At 58.9% G+C, this 16,363-nt stretch carries 9 protein-coding genes and 1 pseudogene; 8 read left to right on the top strand and 2 right to left on the bottom strand.

Translation table 11 applies throughout. The features are described from left to right. Positions 1 to 205 (bottom strand): annotated as a pseudogene (locus tag NF876_RS31970) (transposase); the annotation flags it as partial. A gap of 157 nt (positions 206 to 362) precedes the next feature. Between NF876_RS31970 and NF876_RS31975 the strand changes: the two are divergent. Together NF876_RS31975 and NF876_RS31980 are read left to right on the top strand one after the other, a co-directional pair. Further along, positions 363 to 1,517, top strand: coding sequence for an IS110 family RNA-guided transposase (locus tag NF876_RS31975; protein ID WP_210807269.1), 1,155 nt, complete (start codon positions 363 to 365; stop codon positions 1,515 to 1,517). Between the two features lie 400 nt (positions 1,518 to 1,917). Further along, positions 1,918 to 2,702 (top strand): IS5 family transposase gene (locus NF876_RS31980; protein ID WP_371823155.1). Its coding sequence is split into 2 segments (ribosomal slippage): positions 1,918 to 2,529 and positions 2,532 to 2,702, totalling 783 coding nucleotides; the frame shifts between segments, so codons are not numbered across the junction. Positions 2,703 to 3,777: 1,075 nt separating this feature from the next. Here the strand turns inward: NF876_RS31980 and NF876_RS31985 are convergent. Then, positions 3,778 to 3,903 (bottom strand): hypothetical protein, encoded by a 126-nt coding sequence (locus NF876_RS31985; RefSeq protein WP_262266413.1) that lies wholly within the window; start codon positions 3,901 to 3,903, stop codon positions 3,778 to 3,780. 2,013 nt (positions 3,904 to 5,916) lie between these two features. Between NF876_RS31985 and NF876_RS31990 the strand changes: the two genes are divergently transcribed. The 6 genes from NF876_RS31990 (at position 5,917) to NF876_RS32015 (ending at position 15,754) form a co-directional block, all read left to right on the top strand. After that, positions 5,917 to 7,446: a DUF6212 domain-containing protein gene (locus NF876_RS31990; RefSeq protein WP_210807270.1), complete on the top strand. Its 1,530-nt coding sequence runs from the start codon at positions 5,917 to 5,919 to the stop codon at positions 7,444 to 7,446. Between the two features lie 7 nt (positions 7,447 to 7,453). Continuing rightward, positions 7,454 to 10,243: a glycosyltransferase gene (locus tag NF876_RS31995; protein WP_262272201.1), complete on the top strand. Its 2,790-nt coding sequence runs from the start codon at positions 7,454 to 7,456 to the stop codon at positions 10,241 to 10,243. A gap of 57 nt (positions 10,244 to 10,300) precedes the next feature. Next, positions 10,301 to 11,671 carry a polysaccharide pyruvyl transferase family protein gene (locus NF876_RS32000; protein WP_210807272.1) on the top strand — a complete coding sequence of 457 codons (1,371 nt, stop codon included), beginning with the start codon at positions 10,301 to 10,303 and terminating at the stop codon, positions 11,669 to 11,671. Beyond that, entirely contained in the window at positions 11,668 to 12,465 is a 798-nt protein-coding gene (locus NF876_RS32005) for a glycoside hydrolase family 16 protein (protein ID WP_210807274.1), read from the top strand. Before NF876_RS32000 ends, NF876_RS32005 begins: the two co-directional genes overlap by 4 nt. 17 nt (positions 12,466 to 12,482) lie before the next feature. After that, positions 12,483 to 14,270, top strand: a complete 1,788-nt coding sequence (locus tag NF876_RS32010) for an alginate O-acetyltransferase AlgX-related protein (protein WP_210807275.1) — start codon at positions 12,483 to 12,485, stop codon at positions 14,268 to 14,270. Between the two features lie 566 nt (positions 14,271 to 14,836). Continuing rightward, positions 14,837 to 15,754, top strand: a complete 918-nt coding sequence (locus tag NF876_RS32015) for a LysR family transcriptional regulator (protein ID WP_262272202.1) — start codon at positions 14,837 to 14,839, stop codon at positions 15,752 to 15,754. The last annotated feature ends 609 nt before the right edge of the window (positions 15,755 to 16,363 follow it).

Genomic DNA, 16,363 nt, shown 5'->3' on the forward strand with positions numbered 1-16,363 from the left:
GAGCCCGGCTGAGCACGCGATGGTCGTTGACGAAGTGGCGCTCGCGGCTGAGGCCGCAGATGCGCAAGATGCTGGTCACGGTGCGCTTGCCGGGGGCCAGGATGGCCCCGACGAGCAGGATTTCGGCATGACGCCACGTCCGGTGGCAAAACAGCGGGGCAAAGGCTACAATGATCGCGGCGAAGCGGGTGGGCAGATCCGGCATGGCGGTGTCTCTTGGCGGAAACGCTGCCAGTCTACCGCATCGTTCGCTTCGCCGCCCTCGCTCCCACATCACCCGTCAGAAATGGCCAAAGATACCATGCAGTCGGTCGGAGATTGGTTCACTCTTCGTCTCTTCAGATTTGGAAGGAGACAGGCCGATGCCTCAGATGGAACAAGCGCGCCCCGCTCAGGAGCAACCTATCGTCCTCGTGGCCCTGGAACTCAGCAAGTCGGCCTGGCTGCTGGCGACCCAGAGCTCGCCGAGCGGCAAGACCTCGTCACATCGCTTAGAGGGCGGCGACATCGTAGGGCTGTTGGCACTCCTTCGCCGCCTGCAAGCGCGCGAGCGGAGCGCCGCTCCTAATGAGGTTCAGATCGTCGTTGGCTACGAAGCCGGCTATGATGGGTTCTGGTTACACCGCCGCCTCACGACGGAGGGGATGACCTGCCAGGTGATGGACCCCGGCAGCCTGCAGGTCAATCGCCGCGCCCGGCGCGCCAAGACCGATCGGCTCGACGCCGCGATGCTGCTGCGGGCCTTGATGGCATGGTGGCGCGGCGACCGGGCCGCCTGTCACATGGTGCAGGTGCCATCCATCGAGCGGGAGGATGCCCGGCGCACGCACCGCGAGCGCCAGCGCCTGATTGCCGAACGCGTGCAGCACGTCAACCGTGTCAAAGGCCTGCTCGCCAGTCAGGGCATTGACGACTTCCAGCCCCTGCGGCAGGACCGATGGGAGCGCTTGGGCGGGCTGCGCACCGGCGATGGTCACGAACTGCCGCCCCGGCTGCGTCGCGAACTCGAGCGCGAGTTCAAGCGGCTGGAATTGGTGCTGGAGCAGATCGCGGTGGTCGAGGCCGAGCGCGACGCGGCGGTGACGGAGCCCGTGCCAGAGGATGCCGATGCGGAGAAAGTCGCCTGCCTGGCCCGCCTGGGCGGCCTCGGCACCGAGACGGCGACGATCCTGGTGCGTGAGGCGCTGTTCCGGCCCTTTGCCACCCGCAAGGAAGTCGCAGCCTATGCCGGGCTCACGCCCTGCCCGTTTGACAGCGGCCAGCGCCAGCGTGAACAGGGCATCTCGAAGGCGGGGAATCCGCTCCTGCGCAAGACGATGATCGAACTGGCCTGGCTGTGGCTGCGCTACCAGCCCGAGAGCGCATTGGCGCGCTGGTTCCATGAGCGGGTTGGTCCCGCCCGTGGCCGCATTCGTAAAATCAATGCCGTTGCCCTTGCCCGCAAGCTCCTGGTGGCCCTCTGGCGGTATCTCACCACCGGCGTCGTGCCGGAGGGAGCGCGGCTCAAGGCTGTCTGACAAAGGTTCGGCCGGCGCATCAGCACAGGATGCACCGGACGGGCGGGTGATGTGTGACCGGAGCTCGACAGGGTTTGCTGCCGTCGCCAAAGATGGGTCCCACCTCCTCAAGCCGGCTTGCCTGAATGAGGCATTTTGGTCAGGAACAGCTGTTCCGCCGGATACGAGTGGAAGATGCGAGCAACCTGCTCGCCTTGCCCGGCTTCCCCACCCGACCGCTGCAGCCCACAAGAGGGATTATGATGGTACTTGATCTTCCGCCTCATACGAGTCGAGCTAAGTGCTTGATTTGAAATAGACTTGTGCTGGGCCGCTAAGGCGGATGTGGGCTGTTTGACGATTCAGGAGCCCCGCCATGGATGCCTGATCCTACGCCAGCGATCTCACGGATGCCGAGTGGGTGTGGCTCGAGCCCCTGATCCCGCGCAGCCATCCGGCCGGGTGGCGGCAGACCTATCCGTTGCGGCGCATCGTCGATGCGATCTTCTATCTGCTGCGCACCGGAGCCCAATGGCGGCTGCTGCCGCATGAGTATCCACCCCGGTATGCTGTCTTCTATCACCATGCCCAGTGGCGCGACGCTGGCACCTGGGAGCACGTGACCCAGGTCCTGCGGGAGAGCTATCGGCGTACGATCGGCCGTCCTCCTCAGCCGACAGCGGCGATCATCGACAGCCAGTCGGTCAAAACCACTGAGATGGGTGGACCACGAGGGTACGATGGTGGCAAAAAGATCAAGGGCCGCAAGTGTCACTTGCTCGTTGATCCGCAAGGCACGCTTCTGAAGAACAAGGTGCATCCGGCCGACATCCATGATCGCGCGGGCGCCGAGCTCTTGTTGGAGGGTTTAGAGCATCTCTTCCCGGCCGTTGAGCTCATGTGGGCTGACACCGCTTATCGAGGACTGAAGGACTGGTTGTGCAGAGCGCTCGGATGGAAGCTATCCATTCCGCAACGCTGGTGGAGTGGCGGCGTCTGGAGCAGGCCGACGCGGAGCCGCCGACGCGCCCGAGTGGCTTTCAGGTGCTCGCGCGACGGTGGGTGGTGGAACGAACGATCAGTTGGCTCACCACCAACCGGGGGCTGGCCAAGGACTATGAGCGGCTCGTCGAGACCCGCGAGATGCTGCTCTATCCTGCGATGAGCCGCATCCTGCTGCGTCGCCTCACGCGAAAAGAAAGATAATTGCTCACCAGCCTCTGAGTTAGAATTCCTTGTGCGTATGCCCGCTTGGTTCGGGCAGCTCTGGCAAACAGCAGGCCTCGCTGAGTTCAGTAGCTGATCGGGCGACGCCCTGAGGTGGTGTTCAAATTAAAATTCCGTCTGGTGGCGAGCTAGCTCGTTGTGTTCCGTCGCAATTGGAATGGCAACATATTTCCTGCGTGGAGGGCAAACTACTTCGCTACCGACCTTATCAGGAGCAGGGAGCGTGTGCTTTCAACTACTGAGTTAGGCGCGACCCACGACGGCAAAGCCTCAACTTGCCTGATGCAACGACGCCTCTGAGGCCTTTGGTGTACAGTCCAGTCGCGAGTGAGACACAATCCTGATTTCGCAGGCATCCAACAGATGGTTCAAGTGCCAACGGGGATAGCGGGAATTCTCGTTGCCACTCCACCACCCGTTAATGGCAAGACGCTCTCGCTCAGAAGGTGCGTCCTCCACGGAGACCAGCAAGGCGGCCCACCATCAGCAACGTGAGGCCGGCATTCTCGCGCGAAGAATCCGGAACCGGGCTATTGGTCTTATGTACGGAACGTCCTGTGCACAGGTGTGATCTCAGATCCGGCGTGGCATGCCAGGGTGTAGACCGAGCGCCTCTACGGTTTCTGGCCGAACCAGGCTTAACGTAGCTTCAACGGCTTCACAGGGGCCGGACAAGGCCTTCTTGACCGCATTGATCGCTGCGGGTTGAGAGTCCGCCTGGACCAGATAGTAGGTGGCTGCTGGTCGGCCGACCTCACTCGGGATCTCCACCTTGACGGAATAGCATGGTAGCCGGTTGCCTGGCATTAACACCTCCTTCGAACTCGCCGGGTCTATATCATTCCTCTCCTAATTTAGGAAGAAAAACGCGGGCAAGCGCCAACGGAAGTTTGCGCGGCATGAGCCCGACGGCCTCTTGGTCGGATGATTGATCGCACGATTGAGGAGCGTCCTCGGCGCAAACCTAAGCATTGCATAGTTCAGGCGCCTCTGGGTGCGCGATTAACCGAGGTCCGGATCTGACTCGTTGAGAGCGCTCGCGTCGGCGGTCAATTCAGTGCTGTAGGCTCGACAGGCGGACTTTGAGGCTGTCGGCGACCTCACGCCGGCCGCGGCCAGTGGTCAGGTCAAGTCGCACCGCCTCATCCTGAAGCACTTTGGTTGAGCGTTTGCGGGGCATGGAGATCCTCGTTGGCTATAAGAGTGCTCGCCATTTTTCCGAAGCAAGGCCAGTCATTCCCGGGCGTACCCTCAATCGTCGGTATGGGGTCATCGGGGGGGCAGTAGGGCCACCGATGGCGAAACGGCCGTCGGCGACGTCACTCCCGGTCATATCCTCCCACGGAAGGCCGTTGATAGGACCAAAGATGTCAATACCTGCAGACATCGAATTCTCCTTAGATCAAAGAATGCCACGGTGCCTTTATGCCTCTCGTCGGATGATCAGGGCAAATCTCTTTTCTCGATCCCCCTCACGATGCCACCGATGCCATCAATCGCGTCTCCGCTGGCCGGCAAGGATCCCGGAGTCATTAGATGCCGTAATGGCCCTGCCGCTTACGAGTTAGCGGAGCGGAGAGGCTGTTCCTCAGAGCGATGGTGTTGAAGCGAGGTCCGAGCGGATCGGCCTCCATCATCATGAGGGACAGCCATGGACGACTATGGCGGACTTGATGTGTCGTTGGAACTGAGCCGCGTCTGCATCCTCAATGGCTTCGGCCAGAATGCGGAGGCGAACGTCGCCAGCGAGCCTGAGGCACTGACGGCCTTTTCACGCCAGCCTGAACCGGCCGCTTACCCGCGCCGGCTTGGAGGACGGGCCACTCTTGCAGTGGCTCAATACCAGCCCAATGCAGGCCGGGTTCGAGGTCGTGCTGCTGGCTGGGAAATACGCGGTCATTCTGCATCGCGTGCTGATCGACGGCACCACCTTCCGCTGGAGCCGGAGGGTGTTGCCGCCGAGAGGGAAACAAACGTTAAGAACGGAGCGAGCCGAAGACCGCCTCGACGGGACGGGGCCTCCGCCACGCCGATTACAACAGTCGACCTGGATCTGGCCAGAACATCTTCCAGGTGCGCGGTCGACGGCGCGGACCACACTGCGGCTTGCAGGAAGCTGCTCGCAAAGAGGTGCTGTCGATATTTGCACAGCTCTCAATCCGACTCGAGCGCAGCCATCCACGATGTGGATGCGTTCCATCGACAGAAACGATTGTACTACTCTCTTGAGATCTTGCACAGACAGCAGGGTCGAACGCGCACTCATCTCCACTGATTCCGTCGAATGACGAGTGCCGCGCCACACCGCCCACAAGGGAAAGTCTCGCAAGCACCCTGAAGCGATGTGGGACCAATACTGAAAAATGAATTGTAACAAGTCACGTCTCAAAAGCAGGTGCTCTAGTTCAGCCGGCCAAGCCAAGAACGCCGTCCTCGCGACTCGGTCGACCAGCGCGCCGGTCGCACTATAGCTCACGCGATTGAAGGGAAATTAATGGTGGATCAACTCACAAAGGTAGCCGCTGCTAAGAGCAAACATTACGCAACGTTGGAGCGGACCATGAGGTCTGCTGCGGCCATGCCAGATGGCGGCGGGATGGGGGCCTCCGCAAAGTTGTCCTCTCGTGACAACGACGCGCTGGGAGCGACGGGCCTCGCTAGGCCCGAATGGACAATCGACAGCCACATCACCCAGATCGGTTGCGAGGCTCAAGCAGATCTCAGGCGCCCACGACATAGTGCGGATCCTACGAGGCTCGCTTGCTAATGTCTCATTAGGCGAACGCTCCTTCGGCCCCGAACTGATAGGCTGCATGCCTTCGGTCGTGGCGCCCCTCACCCGAAATGGAACCACTAATTCGGTCGCGGCGGCACCCGACCTGTCCCTCAGCCCACCGACCGAATTCCTGCGGAATATCGCACGCCAGGATAAACCCGCGTGATGCTCGCGTGCCTCGGAGCTTCAACTCGTGCAAGAAGCGCGCTGATGGCGCCAGAAGTGCTTCGCGACGTTGCACCGTACTGCTGCTGATCGAGAGAGTGTGTACGGCTGCGGTGAAGCGTCACGATAAACCCGCAGCGTCCTCCGCCACGGCCCTCGGACGGATCGCGGCACGGCCACAACGAGCAGAACTAAGACGCCTCTCAGTGAATCGAAGATCGCTACGAGACGTTTACTGCCTATGAGGATCAGATGATGGCATTAACTGCGAACACCACGACACCGTTCGCTCAGTCTCCTCGGGCCGACGGCCTGCTTAAAGGGCCGGTGCTTTTCGTCATAAAGGTGCACAGAGATAGGATACCCTCGACGCTTCTGAGCACCGGCCACGTTTTCTGGTTCCAAGGAACAGACGGCGAGGCGGCTACTCTCGTCGACGTCAACGGCAACAGGTTCAACGTTCGGGATACGCCGCCCTGCACGCTCGCGATATTGGCCGACCCAAGCGCTCCAGAAGGTGAGCGAGGCCAGTTGCTCGACTGGCTACGCAGCCGCGGATTACAGCATCAGCCCGCCCTGATCGAGTGGGACGCGGGTCAGCAGTCAAGCGCGATGGCGCGCCTCGTAGAAGAGCTCATAAAGCTACTTGTCACGAGCGCTCACCGGACCGTTGAGGCAAACCGCGAGCTTCTGAAGCTGCGCATGTTCAATGCCGATCTTCAGGACAGTTTCGCTGCTGTCGAGAGTTATATGCAGCTACAAGGATTGCAGCCCTTCGACCTAGCATTCTCGAACGAGCCTTTGAGCAATCCATCACAGCCCAACGTGCTTGCCCATTCGTCGCCCGAAGGGATCTCACAGATTCTCCCCGTTGCAAGCACTGCAGTCAGTGCAATCGCTATCCATTTCGAGCGTCTAGATCCTCACCAGGAGGCCGAACTGCGCGCCGATCTCGTGAGCCTTGAGGATCGATGCACGATTGATAGCTGGATCGTCCCGTTGTCGAGCTTGGATGTCGGATGGAATTTTCTTGGCCTGACTCGCACGCTAGGCGGCATCCCCCGTAGCCTGGAAGTCCGTCTGCAAGTCACCGGCATGGACGGTGAGCCACCTCTACTGTCGCTCGGCGGACTTCAACCAGTCGACATGTTTCAGGTCCGTGATGCAGACACCGAACGCCCGCTTGTGAAGAACAGTATCGCCCTGCAGATCTGGTGCGGGCTGCCGGGCGTGTCCCTCCCTACATGGGCGAACTACTTCCCCGCCCACTCGGAACAGGGCTCTACACCCGGCTTCCGGGAGGTGTCGCTCTCTCCAGGAACCCTGGATCTTGCGAGTCACGCCAACTGCGATGAGATCTCCTTTGAGTTCCCCGCTATTCTCGCTCTGCCACAAGAGAGAGCGGTCGCGTGTCATCCACCGGAAACCGGAATGACAATCGGTATGCTTCCGACCGTGTGCCCTCCAGCGGCTCGGCGTGTTTCCGCGAGCGCCTCAATTTCCAACGAGAAATCAAACGATGTAGACTTCGCAATCGTGGTCGCCAATGACCTCGCTAGGACTCGTGAGCTGCTCGAGGAGAAGCGCGCTCCAAGCGCTGGCGAAGCCTTTTCCGGCTGGAGCCGTGTCGCTAATACGGATACGGTAAGGGTAAGCGCCTTCGTGTCGGAGCAAGTCGCGTCCCCCCAGAGCATCTACATCGCGACTCGCATGACGACCCCCGGCGTCAACAGCTTCGCTTGGGCAAAGTTTAGAGACTTCAGCATTCTGGTGGACAGGTAACGCAGGTATGTCAGAAGCAGTGAGGGTACTCAAGCGAGATATCGGGGAAACTGATGCGTCCTTTTCGCCGACCGTGGCCGTCGTCATCCCGGTTTACAAGCATTCCGCTCTTCTCGCCGAGGCCGTCGAATCCGTTGTTCGGCAGCAAGCGCCGTTCGAAATCGCCGCCGTGATTGTCGACGATGGCTGCCCGTTTCCCGAGACAGCTCACATCGGGCAAAGCTACGCGCTCACTCATCAGAACGTCTTCTATTTGCGTAAGCTGAACGGCGGTCTAAGTTCCGCTCGCAACTATGGTATTGAGTTCGCGTTACGGCACTTCGCTGGGCTCGACGCAATTTACTTCTTGGACGCTGACAACAGGATCACGCCGACCGCGATCGGCGAAGCGCTTAGGTATATGCGAAGGAAGGGTCAGATCGACTGGGTCTATCCCAATATCGACAAGTTCGGGATTGAGTGGAACGGGAACTACATGACCGACTACTCTCGACTACTTCATGTCACATTCGACAATATTTGCGAGGCTGGTAGCCTTGTATCGCGCCGTCTGCTCGAGACCGGCATCCGCTTCGATGAGACGATGAAGTCGGGCTTCGAAGACTGGGACTTTTGGCTTCAAGCAATCGGACGGGGCTTTAGGGGGGCAAACTATCCCTACTTCGGCTTCGAATATCGACAGCGGGCCGAGAGCATGCTTAGAGACTCAAATCGGACTCGTGAAGGAATTCTGGCGTGCATTCGCCAGAAGCATGAGAGTCTCTTCAGAGCGGACACATTGCTCGCCTGGGAGCACAATGAGGCACCGCGCTACGCTGCAGTGGGAGTTGGCACGAGCGTGGTGGATCTGTTCACAGACCCAACGATTGGCCGTCAGAGCCTAAGCCTTGAGGGCTATGTGAAGCAATTCTGGGCGGCAAAAAGTGAACCCGATACCTTCGGCGTGCCACCTTTCCTGCTCTGGATGACAGGGGAGCATCGCGATGCAGTAACGCGGCTCGGACTCGTCCATAATCTGCTTTGGCTAGCAGAAAGGCTCTGCCAGGAGCATCACTTTGTGGCGATCCGCTTCGAGAGCAACAACGCTAGCATCAATGTAAAAGTTCGTGCAATCGGGGAGGTAGGGAAACTACTCGACAAGTCGGTGGGGTGGATGTGTGGGCTTGACGTCCTCTCGAACTGTGTCGACGATCAATCTGAAGACTGGATTCGCTCGTTGCGTAGTCCTTCGCCCTCTCCTAAGGTCGCGGAGATTGTTATCAGCGGACCCTTCACGCCGGCCGAAATGCAAGGTTCGGCACTCTCGCCTACCACTGCTGTGTTCGCGACACTTGGGGCTCTGCGCGACTCTGGGTACAACCGTCAGCAGCGCGTTCGTTGGACCTGGCGCTCCAAGTATTTGCCAAGCCGTGCTCATTATTTCGAACTGCTTCGCTCTGCTGTCGGAGCCATGCCTGTAATGCCACGAGTGCCCAACACCGGAGATCCGGTAAGGGTCGGGTTCCTCTTGCCCATAGCGGCCTTCGGCGGCGTCGAGAGGGCCACCTATGCAGTGGCGCGAGTGCTTAAGGCCGCCGGATGCGAGGTCCACCTCTTCATATTCGGAGAGCCGGTTTACAACAGAATTCCCGAGAACGATGGGGTTTTCAAGACCGTCAATTTCTTTGCCGACGACTATCCGCTTTGGGGCGGCCCTCACACCTATTCGGGGCACGAGCTCATGATGGGGCATGATGAGGCTGCCAAATCGGAACAGCTCCTTGGCTTTCTCGCTGGCCTCGATGTGGTTATCAACAATCAGGTTGCACCCGTCAATGCCGCGCTTGGCACGCTTCGTCGCCGCGGCGTGAAAGTTCTCAACTACGTTCACGTGCTCGACAGAACGAGCTTGGGACGTGCTGCAGGTCACCCCTATTTGTCGCTGGCCTTTGAGCACGTCTACGATGCCGTCCTGACTTGCTCGAGGGACATGGCCGAGTGGTTGCACAGCATGGGCATACCGGATGCGAAGCTGATACACATTCAGAACGCCCCCAGCTACCCATTGCCCGAGAACGAGCGGAATCTCGTTCTCGAAGAGCGTTGGCGGCGGCCGAACCGTGACCGTCTCAACGTTCTCTTTCTTGGCCGCTTAGATCGTCAAAAGGGCATTGAGCGTCTGTTCTTGGCCGCACGCGACCTGCAGCTGCGGGCTGGTCCAGCAGACTGGCGCATCATCGGCAGCGACGTTATAGATAGGGACGCATGTGGCTCCTGGCAGACCCGCTTCCAGCAAATTGGCGTGCAAGTAGAGCCTCCGGTCTATGCGGCCCGAGACCTCAACAAGGCCTTCGCTTGGGCTGATGTCATCTTGCTCCCCTCACGATGGGAGGGCGCCCCGCTGACCATCCTCGAAGCTCAGCGCCTAGGGTGCGTGCCAATCGCTACCGCGGTCGGCGCCGTCGGAGAACTCATCGAGCATCGCGTCGATGGTATTCTGATCGACGCGACTAATGACAGCGCTGTTGCACTGGAGCTCATTGCTGCGATTGAGGGGTTTGCCCGCGACCGGTGCGAGCTCCGCCGTATGGCCGAGACGGCCGCCGAGCGCAATGCGACGCTGGTCTGGGGCCGAACTGTAGAGCCGCTCGTGCGGCAAATTGCGGGTTGGTTCCCCGACCGTATGTCCCACGTCTTCTCAGACACCGACGGGTCCGATACCTCCGGGTGCGTGCCGTCGACCGAAGTAAACCGGATCATAGTTTCAGACGCGGCGGCGCGGAGACCTGTGCGCGCGCCAGGCGGCGAAGTACGCTAGCAGTGGCAGCGCACGGGTTCGCACATACTGTAATCGAGATATATAGCGAGTAGTCCGATGAAACGACTCTTTGTGCTGAATGGCGGCGCGGCCGTAAAGCCTGGCAATAAGGCTGCTTACCTGAAGATCGAAGATCCACTCGTCGCCTTCGAAAACCGCGGAATCAACACTGGCGACGTGCTCGTCTATGACGCCATGCTCAAGGCGTTGAATTATGACCAGATTACTAACCTACAGTTTGCCCATGCGGCCAATGTAGAGTTGTGGCCACAGGAACATTGCGATGCCACAGTAATCCGGGGCTCCAATTACCTAGCTGAGAACGTCGACCTTGGCCATGTCGCCCCGCTTCTCAAAAAGCTGCCGGGGCCGATCGTGCCCATAGGCGTCGGCGCGCAGACGTCCGTATATAAAAAACTCGCAATTCCGCGTGTCACAGCGGAGGCGTGGAGGATTATAGCCGATAAATGCGAGACTATCGGCGTTCGCGGCTTCTACAGCGCCGAAGTGTTCAATGACCTCGGCATAAAAAACGTCCGTGTTATCGGCTGTCCGAGCTTCTACCGATCACTGCTTCCGTCAATTGATATCAAGCCCATCGATCCAACGAACGCACGGGTGGGACTAACACTCAATAAGTATCTCTCCGCCGACTACGCGACGAACGCGACCAAGACGAACCGTATTCAAAGAGCATTGATCGGCGAGGTCGCTAAGCGTGCGTCGAGCCGCCTCTACTCGCAGGGAGAGCGCGAGGAAACGCTCGCAATCTATTCGTCCGGTAAGCAGAAGCAGGATCATGTTCGCTCGATCCTGTCCAAGTTCAATCTCGTCGGGCATTCCGAAGCAGAGAGGCTGCTCAGCGAGCGCATGGTAGCGTTTTTTGACGTCGATCAGTGGGCGAATGATGCGGCTAGCCATGTGGATTTCATGATGGGTTTTCGCCTGCATGGCAATGTCATAGCCCTGCACCAAGGAATTCCGTCGGTTTTTTTTACCTACGATTCCCGGATCCGCGAGCTTGCTTCGTTATTTGCGGTGCCTTCTATCGAGGTCGAGGACTACATGCCCGTCGACCTAGAGGCCCTCTTGGAAAAGGCCGACTTTTCGAAGTTTCAGCACGTCTACCCGCTGAACTATGCCGAGTATTATCGGTTTCTAACGGAGAACCGACTCAGCCATGTGCTTGCGCAGCCACTGATCGCACCAGCAGACAATCCACTCTCGGTACCTAATTCGATCGAAATTGACCATAGCACCGGTGACCTCATCGGCTGGTTCCGAAGTGAGATCGACTCGATGACCTCTGAGATTGAACTGTTGCGCAGTCGGGCCTGGAACCTGGAAGTCAAGCTGCGCAGTTCGAACGGCTTGGGGGCGGACGGCGCTGCGGCAAAGAGTTCGGTCGGACCGGAGAGACGTCCATGAAGGATCCCGACGCGTTGAGCCGTCGGTCTTTCTTACAGACGGTGACCTGTGGCGCGGTCTTGGGCGGGTCCCTCAACCGGTGCAGATCCGCTTTTGCGCAAGGTTCGTCGCAGCCTGCCCCGCTGGCGGAGCTCGGCGGCCGTTGGCGGCTTTCGTTCCTCGACGACTTCGCAAATGCCGCTCACTTTGACCGTTACTGGGTACGCGTAACCGATCGCGGTGGTGATCACCAGACAGTGCGTTTGCCAGAGAACGTCGCGGTATCGGACGGCGGGCTCCATCTCAAGCTCGGTCACGGCAATGACGAGCAACGGCCCTACACAGGAGGCTTTGTTCAGTCGCGGTCCTTCCGTCAGTGCTTTGGCTATTTCGAATGTGAGATGCGTATCGCGAACGAGACAGGCGTCAATAATGCGTTTTGGCTGACCTCTGACCATGCGACTGAAGGCGACGCGCGGTTCGAGCTTGATATTGCCGAGGCGAAATATCCTAACCTCATCCAAGTCGCCGCGCGATCCTGGCGCCCACGTCGCGTCACCTGGTCCGCCACGTCTCGACCGGGCGCGAAACTCTCTGAAGACTTTCATTGCTATAGCATGTTGTGGACGGAGCAGGAGTTCCGCTTCTTCTTCGACGAAGTTCCAATTTATTCAGTGGCGAACACGTTCGCGCACACTCCAGCTATGGTCCTGTTCAGCAATGCTGTTGCGTCCTTTGCTGGCAAGTCCGACGGGCATGTTGAAGGCTCAGAGACATCCATTCGAAGAGTCCGGGTATTCGAAAAAGTTGGCTAGCGAGCAGTTGAGGTTACATGACTGATGAACTCATTTCGACGCGTCGTGTGGACACGAGCAGGAAGTTCCTGTTAGGCAAGGACGACTGGATCTTCCTTGATCGCGACTCAAATCGGGTTATCGACCAGATCTCCGGCCGGTATGCGCTCGACGAGCGGGGGATCGAGACTTGGTGCCGGCTTATTCACGAACGGGAGGAGTATGCCGCGTCCGTCGGAGCACAGCATATCATGCTTGTTGCTCCGAACAAGGAACTCGTCTATGCTGAAAAGTTGCCGGACGGAGTCGAGGTGTCCGAGCACCGAGCTGTTAGGCAGATTATCTCGGCGCTACGCCGAGGCCAAGGGCCTGAAATTTGTTACCCGCTTGAGGCGATCAAAAGGGTAAAGCCGCTCGGGTTTGCTTATCCGAAAACTGATACACACTGGAGTGGGCTCGGTGCCTATATTGGCTATCTCGCTACCTGTGATCAATTGTCAGAGGCCGGCGTCCATTTGCGCATGATCGATCCGTCGCGAGTGACATTCGAACCAGTTTCCTACGTGGGTGATCTTGGCGCGAAGCTCGATCCTCCCGCGTCGGCCCCGACGCTGGCGGCACGCATCAAAGATGCATCAGGACACTTGGTCTTCGACAATCGAGTTCCAAACCGTGGCCGGATGAGGATCTTCAACAATACTAATGCGATGCTCCCGCGCTGCGTGATGTTTGGTGACTCGTTCGGCGGCAACCTGTTGCCCTTCCTGAAGGAGTCATTCAGTATACTTGTCTACATATACGGGAATGTATTCGATCGTGAAATCATCGAGGCATATAAGCCGGATGTTGTTCTCACCCAAGTTGTCGAGCGGTTTCTCGTCGAACCGCCGGTCGATTCGCGATACTTCACTTATATGTCGGTGGTCCGCTCTAAGCTGAACCTGCTGTCGGCTCGCGATCTCGCGAAGCTGAGGATAGATGTTGCTCGAGCCGACCCCGCCATCGTTCCGATGCGTTCGGTATATGAAGCGATGCTGCAAGTTCATGCTGGCTGCGAGCTCGATCCGGCTCTCGTTTCGGTACTACGGCGGCATTCGGATAATCCCGAGGCGAACTATATGGCGTCGGTGGCGCTTTCGAGAATGTCCGAGCGCCTCGAGGAGGCGAGTGACTGCGCGGCACGTGCGGTTGCAGCGCAGCCTCAGAACCCACGATTTCGGCACCAGCTTGCCTTGACGTTTATTCGGCGCAATGACTTGGCTCTCGCCGAGGCACAACTCCGCCACGCCATCGAACTCGATCCGAGTATCGACTGGTGGAAGTACCAGTTGGCACAGGTCTTGTTTAGGCAGCGGAGACATGATCTCTGCTGTGATGTGCTCATGGAGTGTGTCGAGCGCGATCCGCATTCGTGCACCATTTGGCAACTTCTCGGGCGATGCCACGAGGCACGTGGCCATATTGAGGAAGCCGCAGGAGCCTTTCAGTGCGCCGCTGAAGCGAAACCGGACTGGGCTTGGCCGCTCCTGAAGTTGGCCAACCTGCGTATCAAGACAGGGACAAGACCTGATCAGGGCCTCGCCGCAACGAGCCGTCTTCTCGAGATCGCTCTTGAGCCCCGGCAAAGAGCCGAGGCGTATCTGCTGCGCGCTCGCCTCTGGGAGATGGAGAAAAGGCTTGAGTTGGCAGTCGATGCTGCGAGCAGAAGTGTGGAACTCTGTCCGGACTGGGACTGGGCGAAGACTGTTCGAGACCGCCTTGTCGCCATTGAGGGCCATTCCGGACGTCAGAGTGTTGCCGCGGCGCCGGAAAGCGCCGCGTCATGATCGCTCTCATCCGTCTTCTTTATCGCTGTGCGGTCAGAGAAGCCTCCAGGACAGGGCCGAACTCAAGACAGCCGGGGAGGGGAACTCCCATGATCCAGAGCGAACCCAATCGTGCTGCATGGTACGAGGTGTTTGCCGCGGACAGAGTCGCAAGGGCGGCCCAAGCGGTGATCGTCGTGGCTTGCTCTAGCGAACAGTGGCCGGCGTCTGACCCTGTCTACGTCGCTCTCACGCGGCGCACGGGATTTACCTTCGCAATCCTTTTCGATGGCGGCTACCCCTCTCTCGAGGTGGCCTAATTATGACGTCGCAAGATCGATACCCAATCGGCCGCCTCTACAAGTGAAAATTGGGCCTCCGCACTCTCCGGAACGGTGGACACCAGATTAGTTGTAGCTGGTGTCGTGATCCGCCATGAAGTCAGGCCGGCAAGGATAAGTCCATGTTCCCGGAGGATTGGATGGGCAAGCGCATCCGGCGCAGACCGATCACCCCGCTGGTTCTACCGTGATTAGTAAAGTTGATCGTTTCGATGGGAATATCCATGCTACGGGTTACTGCACACGATGCGTTTTAAGGGACTTGATCTTAATCTTCTCGTGGCTTTCGACGCTCTGATGACTGAGCGCAACCTCACGGCGGCCGCGCGCAGCATCAACCTGAGCCAGCCAGCTATGAGTGCGGCCATCGGCCGGTTGCGCGCCTATTTTCGCGATGAGCTATTCACGATGATGGGTCGCAAGCTTGTTTTAACGCCGCGCGCGGAAGGCCTCGCTCCCGCTGTACGTGAGGCTCTACTGCACATCCAACTCTCCATTATATCCTCGGACCGGTTCAACCCGGCTCAATCGGACCGCCGCTTTAGGATCATCCTTTCCGATTTCATGACGCTCATATTTTTAAGTAAGGTCGTCGAGCGTGTCGCTCGCGAGGCTCCTGCCGTCAGATTTGAGCTGTTGCCCCCAGATGATGACCCTGCTGAGCCTCTCAGGCGCGGCGAAATCGACTTTCTAATCCTTCCGGAAATGTTCATGTCGAACGCACATCCTAAAGCGGCGCTTTTTGATGAGACGCTTGTGTGTGTTGGCTGCGGCGCGAACATGCAGTTATCGCAGCCTTTGACGTTCGAGAGGTATATGTCGATGGGGCACGTTGCGGTCAGGTTCGGGCGGACGCAAAAGCCGACCGTCGAGGACTGGTTTCTGCTTGAGCACGGTCTGAAGAGACGGGTCGAGGTTACCGTGCAGGCGTTTAGTATGATTCCGCCCGTGCTGTCTGGCTCCGATCGTATAGCGACCATGCCATTTCGTATGGTTAAGCATCTCGCAAAGACAATGCCCTTGCGGTTCGTCGAACTTCCACTGCCGCGTACTGGGTTCACCGAGGCCGTTCAGTGGCCTGCCCTCCACAACTGCGATCCGGCAAGCCTTTGGATACGAGAGGTGCTGTTGCAGGAAGCGTCCCGCACGGCTTCTGAGCTATAGCGCAGTTTTGTCGATCGGGCCGCGCAGGTGACGCTATTTGCTGGCCTTGTAGGGACATCAATGCCACCCTTTCACCTGACACTGGCAGTGATCTTCGGCAACTGGCTCTTGCGCATCAGCCGCCGCGGGCTTTTCGCGACCGCTGTCACTAGCTTGAGCACCAGTAGGCGAGCCGTCGTCGGAGACAGTGAACGCTTGGTTCGCCCGGCCTGACGCCGGCGTGTCGCGAGCTCGCTTTTGGTGAGGCGCGCCGTCCGAAAACCGTTCCAGCGCTTGACGGGCAAGTCATAGAAGGTCGGCAGCGCCCGTTAATCCTTGCGCATACCTGATTGAGTTCACCTGGGCTTGCATTGAGCATCCGGAAAAATAATGGCGCATTGTCAGGCAGGTTCGGGGCCGAGTCGTCGATGTGCGCGCGACTATCTCTGGGTTGCTGGGGCCCAATACTGCGGAAGTCGGTGAGGTCTTCACGTAGGATCTTAATGGTCCGAAGGCTTTTGATGCGTTAAGAGATCTCTTGGCTTTAACGCCATGATGAAGGCAATCTTCACTTCACTGTTGGCCGCACGATGCGCCCGACAATGCGGTCTGTGGCTCGTAAGAGCGGCC

Source organism: Microvirga yunnanensis (assembly GCF_025460875.1).

Coding starts and splice junctions, on each gene's coding strand:
- NF876_RS31975 (WP_210807269.1), top strand. CDS start 363: ATGCCTCAGATGGAACAAGCGCGCCCCGCTCAGGAGCAACCTATCGTC.
- NF876_RS32010 (WP_210807275.1), top strand. CDS start 12,483: ATGACTGATGAACTCATTTCGACGCGTCGTGTGGACACGAGCAGGAAG.
- NF876_RS32000 (WP_210807272.1), top strand. CDS start 10,301: ATGAAACGACTCTTTGTGCTGAATGGCGGCGCGGCCGTAAAGCCTGGC.
- NF876_RS31995 (WP_262272201.1), top strand. CDS start 7,454: ATGTCAGAAGCAGTGAGGGTACTCAAGCGAGATATCGGGGAAACTGAT.
- NF876_RS32015 (WP_262272202.1), top strand. CDS start 14,837: ATGCGTTTTAAGGGACTTGATCTTAATCTTCTCGTGGCTTTCGACGCT.
- NF876_RS31985 (WP_262266413.1), bottom strand. CDS start 3,903: ATGCCCCGCAAACGCTCAACCAAAGTGCTTCAGGATGAGGCGGTGCGA.
- NF876_RS31990 (WP_210807270.1), top strand. CDS start 5,917: ATGATGGCATTAACTGCGAACACCACGACACCGTTCGCTCAGTCTCCT.
- NF876_RS32005 (WP_210807274.1), top strand. CDS start 11,668: ATGAAGGATCCCGACGCGTTGAGCCGTCGGTCTTTCTTACAGACGGTG.